At 64.2% G+C, this 6,622-nt stretch carries 8 protein-coding genes and 2 pseudogenes; 5 read left to right on the forward strand and 5 right to left on the reverse strand.

What is annotated here, in order from left to right; genetic code table 11:
• Together EN932_RS25355 and EN932_RS25360 are read left to right on the forward strand one after the other, a co-directional pair.
• Window positions 1-89, forward strand: a pseudogene (locus EN932_RS25355) (hydroxyacylglutathione hydrolase); the annotation flags it as partial.
• A gap of 22 nt (window positions 90-111) precedes the next feature.
• The gene (locus EN932_RS25360) at window positions 112-540 is read left to right on the forward strand and encodes a cupin domain-containing protein (protein WP_013529377.1); all 429 of its coding nucleotides are present in this window, start codon (window positions 112-114) and stop codon (window positions 538-540) included.
• A gap of 1 nt (window position 541) precedes the next feature.
• Here EN932_RS25360 and EN932_RS25365 read toward each other — a convergent pair whose 3' ends face one another.
• From EN932_RS25365 to EN932_RS25375, 3 genes are read right to left on the reverse strand one after another with little or no spacing between them, the layout of a single operon-like run.
• On the reverse strand, window positions 542-1,228 hold the full coding sequence (locus tag EN932_RS25365) for a lysoplasmalogenase (protein WP_127369168.1): 687 nt from the start codon (window positions 1,226-1,228) through the stop codon (window positions 542-544).
• Window positions 1,225-2,136 (reverse strand): EamA family transporter, encoded by a 912-nt coding sequence (locus tag EN932_RS25370; protein ID WP_027162920.1) that lies wholly within the window; start codon window positions 2,134-2,136, stop codon window positions 1,225-1,227. Before EN932_RS25370 ends, EN932_RS25365 begins: the two co-directional genes overlap by 4 nt.
• Before the next feature lie 34 nt (window positions 2,137-2,170).
• Complete coding sequence (locus tag EN932_RS25375) at window positions 2,171-2,959, reverse strand: DUF3108 domain-containing protein (protein WP_127369169.1); 789 nt, start codon at window positions 2,957-2,959, stop codon at window positions 2,171-2,173.
• A 258-nt stretch (window positions 2,960-3,217) separates the two neighbouring features.
• On the opposite strand from EN932_RS25375, the gene rpmB reads away from it, so the two are divergent.
• The 3 genes from rpmB (at window position 3,218) to EN932_RS25390 (ending at window position 5,110) form a co-directional block, all read left to right on the forward strand.
• Window positions 3,218-3,514 carry a 50S ribosomal protein L28 gene (gene rpmB / locus EN932_RS25380; protein ID WP_013529373.1) on the forward strand — a complete coding sequence of 99 codons (297 nt, stop codon included), beginning with the start codon at window positions 3,218-3,220 and terminating at the stop codon, window positions 3,512-3,514.
• 184 nt (window positions 3,515-3,698) lie between these two features.
• Window positions 3,699-4,379, forward strand: a complete 681-nt coding sequence (locus EN932_RS25385) for a queuosine precursor transporter (RefSeq protein WP_024503743.1) — start codon at window positions 3,699-3,701, stop codon at window positions 4,377-4,379.
• A gap of 59 nt (window positions 4,380-4,438) precedes the next feature.
• Window positions 4,439-5,110 carry a hypothetical protein gene (locus tag EN932_RS25390; RefSeq protein WP_064993081.1) on the forward strand — a complete coding sequence of 224 codons (672 nt, stop codon included), beginning with the start codon at window positions 4,439-4,441 and terminating at the stop codon, window positions 5,108-5,110.
• Between the two features lie 11 nt (window positions 5,111-5,121).
• Here EN932_RS25390 and EN932_RS25395 read toward each other — a convergent pair whose 3' ends face one another.
• Both EN932_RS25395 and EN932_RS25400 read right to left on the reverse strand, forming a co-directional pair.
• Window positions 5,122-6,150: an esterase-like activity of phytase family protein gene (locus tag EN932_RS25395; RefSeq protein ID WP_127385687.1), complete on the reverse strand. Its 1,029-nt coding sequence runs from the start codon at window positions 6,148-6,150 to the stop codon at window positions 5,122-5,124.
• A pseudogene (locus EN932_RS25400) lies at window positions 6,147-6,622 on the reverse strand (cobaltochelatase subunit CobT); the annotation flags it as partial. The gene EN932_RS25395 and the pseudogene EN932_RS25400, both read right to left, overlap by 4 nt.

A 6,622-nucleotide genomic window follows, 5' to 3' on the forward strand; every position in this document is an offset into this window, starting at 1 on the left:
ACCCGGCGATCCGCAAGCATCTTGGGCTGGAGAAGGCTTCCGACGCCGAGGTCTTTGCCGAAATCCGCAAGCGCAAGGACAACTTCTAGAGCCCGTGATATCGTCGACGCCATGACCAGCTCCGCCGAAATCATCGCGACGCTCGGGCTGAAGCCGCATCCGGAAGGCGGCTGGTATGCCGAGACCTTTCGCGATGGCACTGGCGGCGCGCGCGGCCATTCGACCGCCATTTATTTCCTGCTTGAGGAGCATCAGGTTTCGGCCTGGCACCGGGTCAAGGACGCCGCCGAGGTCTGGCATTTCCATGCCGGCGCCCCGCTGGCACTGGCAATGTGGGAAGAAGGCAGCACCGTTGTGGAGCAGGTGCTTGGAATCGATCTCGCAGCCGGTGAGCGGCCGCAGATCGTCGTGCCGGCGGGCTGGTGGCAATCGGCGCGCAGCCTCGGCGAATGGACGCTGGTCGGCTGCACCGTCGCGCCGGGCTTCGAGTTTGCCGCCTTCGAACTGGCAGCACCCGGCTGGCAGCCGAAACAACCTTAACTCAATAAGAGCCCGGATATAGCAGGGACCCAAGCGTGATCGCGAGTTGGGCGGCGTAGTACAGCGCCCAGACGGCGAAGCGCATCCAGGCGCGGTGCGGCGAGATGGCGGCCACCAGGAATTTCTCCGTGGCGAGCAGCCCGTCGGATGCCATGAACAACAGCGCACCGCCGATCACGGAGACGTTGCTGGTGGTCAGCGCCGAGATACCCATTGCCAGGATCGCAGCGACATAGACGGCGATCGGGATACGCAGGCCGGGACCGACGCGCCGCCACAGCGCCGCCAGCATGACGGCCGCAAACACCGCCATGGCGAGCGCGATCGCTCCGCGCCACGACTCGGCGCCAAGCACCCCCAACCCGCCACCGCTGCGCAGGAACAGCACGACATAGACGATGTGGGCGACAAGAAAACTGGCCAGCCCGCCGAGAAAGGCCTTTTCACCGTCGCGCGACAGGAATGCGTCGCCAACAGCGCTGAGAGCGAGCGCGGCGGCGAGCAGCAGCGGGCCGCCCTGCAGCCCGGCCAGCACGGCAAGCATCGCCACGGCGAGCGTCTTTGCCGCCGAGCGGGCGAGCGTTGGTGGCATGCCAAGCGTAAAGGCGTAGATCACCGCCGCCGCCAGCGAAAAGATCAGTGTCGCATTGGCATTTGCGTCGATGCCGCCGGCAAACGGCATCGTCATGCCCCGGCTCCGCTTTGGGATGCCCTGGCCCCGCTCTCAGCCGCCGGTTTGCGCAGGAACAGCGACTTCGCTGCAAGTGCGGCCCCGCCGGTGATGAGCACGCAGGCGGCGAGGATGCGCAGCGACGGCTCGGCGACGCCGGCCGCGATCAGCACCAGCGTCGACAACAGCGGTGCGGCGTAGCTTGCAGCACCCAGCACCTGGATATTGCCGCGCTTGACGCCGATGTCCCAGGCATAGAAGGCCGCCCCCACCGGCATCAGGCCAAGGCCGAGCACGGCCAGCCACTGGCCGGGACCGTCAGGCAGAACCGTCTGTTCCAGCGCCAGGTGGCAGGCGAGCGACAACACCGCGGTCGCCGCGCAGAACCAGGTGACGATGCTGGTCGGCACCGACGGGAAGCGCCGCGACAACAGCGAATAGGACGACCACAGCACGGCACAAACGGCGGCCATCGCATAGCCGAAGGCGTAACGGGCGTCGAAGGCGAGGCCCCCGCCCTTGGTGACGATCAGCACGGTGCCGGCAAGGCCGAGCAGCGCGCCGACGACATGGTTCCAGGCCAGTTTTTCGCCCGGCATCAGCGCCGAGCCGAGCACGATCAGCAAAGGCCATAGATAGGCGATCAGGCTCGCCTCCACCGCCGGCGCATTGCGCAGCGCGGTGAAATAGAAAAAGTGGTAGCCGAACAGCCCGGCAATGCCGATCAGCCACACCTGCGGCGGTATCTTCTGGCTCTTGTCGGGTGCCGGCATGAACAGCCGCGCGACCAGCCCGACACCGGTGCCGATCGAGAAGGTGATCGCCGACAAGAGGAACGGCGGCACCTGGCCCGACGCATCGGTGAGCAGTGCGAGCAGCGCCCACATGGCGACCGCCGAAAAGCCGATCAGTGTTGCGCGCCCCATTCTGTCTCCAGTGGCGCGCCAATTCTGCGCCTGGCTATTGTACCGCTTCGAAACGTCCGGCGCTGATGGTCAAGGTGCCGATCTGCGTGCCCACCGTGGCATAGATCGGCGCATATACGCCGGTTTGGCCGAGCGGTGCAAACGTCACCATCATGCGGCTTTTGCTCTTGAGATAGTTGAGCGCCTTGCGGCCCTTGCGATAGCCAGCCACCGGCTCGAAGCCCATCCGGCAGGTAACCGTGTCGCCCTTGTAGCCCGGCACCGAGATCGTGCCCTTCGAAGCGTAGGTCAGCGTCAGATCGGCGCGCATCTCGCCGTCGTAGAACTTTACCGTGCGGCCGCAGACCTGGTCGAGGCTGTCGGCATGGATGACGGTGGCAGCCATCGGATCGAGCACCGATGCCAGGTCGCCGGCACCGAGCGGCACCCAACTCTTGGGGTCGCGCTTGCCCGGCGCCGGGACGACCTGCGTCGAGGTGACCCTGCCATTTGCAAAGCGGATGTCGACCACCGATGCCTTCTTGCCGGAGGTGTAATCGGCGCGGAATGCCTGCGGCACCATCCTCTTGCCCGCAATCGTGCCTTTGGACGAGATCGTGCCACGCGTGTCGTCGAACAGTTTTGCCAACCCTGCCGCGCTGACGCTGCCTTCGATCGCGTAGGCGCCGTTCTCATAACGGCTGGAAAACGTTGATTTCGCTATCGAAAGTCCAAGGAACGACACCGTATACTCGCCCTTGAACGACTGCGGCGAGGCAGCAGACGCGGCGGACGGCAAGGCTGCGGCAAGCATGGCGGCAAAGGCATGTGACGAACGAAGCATGGCGGGATCGGGTCCTTGATTTTCGGCCGGAGGCGGGCAACTCCGGTCTGGCATGTCCCTATGAGACCGCTTATAGGATGAATTCCGGCCTTAATATGAAAATGCCGGGCGCGCCGTGGGCAATGCAGGAGCTTGACGCCTCGGCGAAATGCAACTATGGAACGCCAACTTTTTCCATAAGGCCGCCTGACCAGAACCGCGCGCCACCCGGCGTGGGCTTGAGTGTTTGGCAGACCCCGAGAACTGAAGGTTAGAACAATGTCCCGCACCTGCGAACTCACTGCCAAGGCAGTCATGTCCGGCAACAATGTGAGCCACGCCAACAACAAGACCAAGCGTCGCTTCCTGCCGAACCTCGTCAATGTGACGCTGATTTCGGAAGCGCTGAACCAGAATGTGCGCCTGCGCATTTCGGCCAACGCACTGCGTTCGGTCGAACATCGCGGCGGTCTCGACGCCTTCCTGGCCAAGGCCGACGTCAAGGAATTGTCGCAGCGCGCCCGTCTGCTGAAGAAGCAGATCGCCAAGAAGACCGCCGAGCAGGCTGCCGCTTAAACAGTTCAAAGGCGGGGGACGACCGCCCTGGCCAACATCTTGTTGGCCTCTGGCCAACATCTTGTTGGCCTTGGGGCATCGGATCGAAGCCGCAAGGTTTTGGCAATCCGGTGCCCACATACGAAGGCGAGCATCGCCCGCATGGGCACGATGCTTGGCTGGTTCCATTACCCAGGATAAAAAAATGACTTCCTTCTCGCGGTATTTGCCCTTCGTGGCCGCCATGGCGCTTGTCGTCGTGGCATCGAACATTCTCGTGCAATTCCCGATGCAGGGCCAGATCGGGGGCCTCTCGCTGGCCGACCTTCTGACTTGGGGGGCCTTCACCTATCCCTTCTCGTTCCTGGTCACCGACCTCGCCAACCGCCGCTACGGACCCACTGTGGCGCGCCGGATCGTCCTTGTCGGCTTCATGACGGCGGTGATCTGCTCGATCCTTGTCCCGCCCTTCCTGTTCCGTCACGGCCTGATCGAATTCGAGACCGCCGCCGACCGGCTGGTGCGTATCGCGGCCGCGTCCGGAGCGGCGTTCCTTTCCGCGCAACTGCTCGACGTCACCGTGTTCAACCGGCTGCGCCGGCAGAGCTGGTGGCGGGCGCCGATCATCGGCACGCTGGTCGGGTCGGTGTTCGACACCGCCGTGTTCTTCACCGTCGCTTTCTCGGCTGCCTTTGCCTTCGCCGGACCAAACGACGGCTTTGCGTTGGAAAACGCACCCTTGATGGGCGTCTTCCATGTCGAGGCGATGCGCTGGATCTCCTGGGCGCTTGGTGATCTCTCGGTGAAGCTGATCATCGCCGTCGTCGCACTCATCCCCTACCGGCTGCTCGCCGCCCGCTGGAGCCAGCCCGCGGTTGCGGCTTAAACCATGATCCCGAAAAGTGGGACCCCGTTTTCGGAAAAGATCATGGTCGGACAAAGATCATGATCCCGTGGATCCAGCTCGATTCAGCGAAGACCCCAGACGGCGGACAAGAACTTCGCCTCAAGCGGCGCGGCACCGAATTCTCGATCATGCTGGGCACCAACGAGCTCATGAACAGCCGCCTCAGCGGTTCCGAGGAAGCGCTGGCAAAACTCTCCTGCGGGCGGATTGCCGGCCATAGCCAGCCAACAATCCTGATCGGTGGGCTTGGCATGGGTTTTACCTTGCGCGCCGCGCTTGCAGAATTGGCCAATGATGCCGGAATCGTCATCGCTGAACTGGTGCCGGCCGTTGTCGCCTGGGCGCACGGTCCGATGGCCGAAATCTTTGGCGGCTGTCTCGACGATCCGCGCGTCACCATCCAGGAGACCGATGTCGGGCAGCTGATACGCTCGCAGCCCGCGGCCTGGGACGCCATCCTGCTCGATGTCGACAACGGCCCGGAAGGCATCGTCCACAAATCCAACGACGCGCTCTACAGCCTGCAGGGCCTCGCAGCCGCACGCAGCGCCCTCAAGTCGGGCGGCGTGCTGGCGGTGTGGTCGCAAGGCCCCGACATCGGCTTCACGCGGCGGCTGAAGCAGGCAGGCTTCGGGGTCGAAGAGGTCAGTACGCGCGCCAACGGCAAGCGCGGCGCGCGCCATATCATCTGGATCGCCACCAAGACGTAAAGCCGGCGGGCTCAATCCTGGTGCAGGATGAATTCCAGATAGAGGTTGCGCTGCAGGATCGAGTGGTTGTCGTCGGAGATCAGCGACACCATCAGCGCGCCGTCGTCGCGGGTCCAGACGTCGAGCCCTTCCATATTGTCGATCTGGTAGCCCATGTCGGCCTCCAGCAGCACCGGCCCGTCGGCGACCGCGCCCTTCTCGACGCTTTCGCCATAGATGCGCCGCAGCCGCATCTTGACGCCCCTCGCCATCGAGAAACTGCGCTCCAGAAGCAGCAGATCGCCATCCGGCAGGAAGGCGCCGTCGGTGATGTCGAAATCGCCGTTGCGCTTGACAGTAAAGACGCCCTTGTGCGGCCCCTCGATGATGGCGGCATAGATGTTGCCGGCCTTGTCGAGGCTCTTTTCGGAGACCACGACCAGGCCGCCCTCATGCTGACCGTTGGCATTGGCGTGGGTGACGGTCTCGAAGCCGCGATTCTGGCGCAGCTCCTGGGCCGGAACGACGAAATCCAGCGGCTTGAACGGCGCCTTCATGTCGTTGGCGTCGATCTTGAACTGGGCGACGCGGTGGCTGCGCTCGAAGCCGACGGTGGCAATGCCGTCCTTGACCGCGAGGCCTTCCGCATCGACCTCCCATTTCCTGTCGATCGGCCGGCCGGTCTCGTCGACCATCTGCTGCATGCGGAAATTCTGGATGCCGGAGGGCCGCTTTTCCGCGTCGCGGACCACCGTGCCGAAGAACCAGAAGCCGGTGTCGGCAACGCCGATGAAGTCACCGCCGGCCTTCAGGAAGCGGAAGGCCGACAGCGCGCCGAAATCGCGTGTCGGCGAGGTCATCTCCAGCCCGCCGACGAATTCGAAAGGGCCGAATTGCTTGTCGGCACGGCCAATGTGAAATTCGGTGATCGGGCGGGCCGAGATTTCGACCGGTTCGACAGAACCAGAGTCGGGCGAACCGGCTGCCGCCGAAGCCACATCGGAAAGCAGGGCGATGGCGGCGAAAAGCGTCTGCTGAAAGCCGCCGCGCCTGGAGATCATCCGGCGCGCCGCATACCACCGCCGCGCCGCGTATCCTTCGCGCTTTCCTCGGCAAACAGCGAAGCCAGCTGCTCGGTCATGGCGCCAGCCAGCTCCTCGGCATCGACGATGGTGACGGCGCGGCGGTAGTAGCGCGTGACATCGTGGCCGATGCCGATGGCCAAGAGTTCCACCGGCGAACGCGTCTCGATCAGCTCGATGACGGCGCGCAGATGGCGTTCGAGATAATTGCCCGGATTGACCGACAGCGTCGAATCGTCGACCGGCGCGCCGTCCGAGATCATCATCAGGATCTTGCGCTGCTCGGGCCGGGCGATCAGCCGGTTGTGCGCCCACAGCAGCGCCTCGCCGTCGATATTTTCCTTGAGCAGGCCTTCGCGCATCATCAGGCCGAGATTGCGCCGTGCCCGCCGCCATGGATGGTCGGCGGACTTGTAGATGATGTGGCGCAGATCGTTGAGCCGGCCAGGAT

The sequence above is a fragment of the Mesorhizobium sp. M7A.F.Ca.US.002.01.1.1 genome, assembly GCF_004022955.1.
In the GTDB taxonomy this organism is placed as follows: domain Bacteria; phylum Pseudomonadota; class Alphaproteobacteria; order Rhizobiales; family Rhizobiaceae; genus Mesorhizobium; species Mesorhizobium ciceri.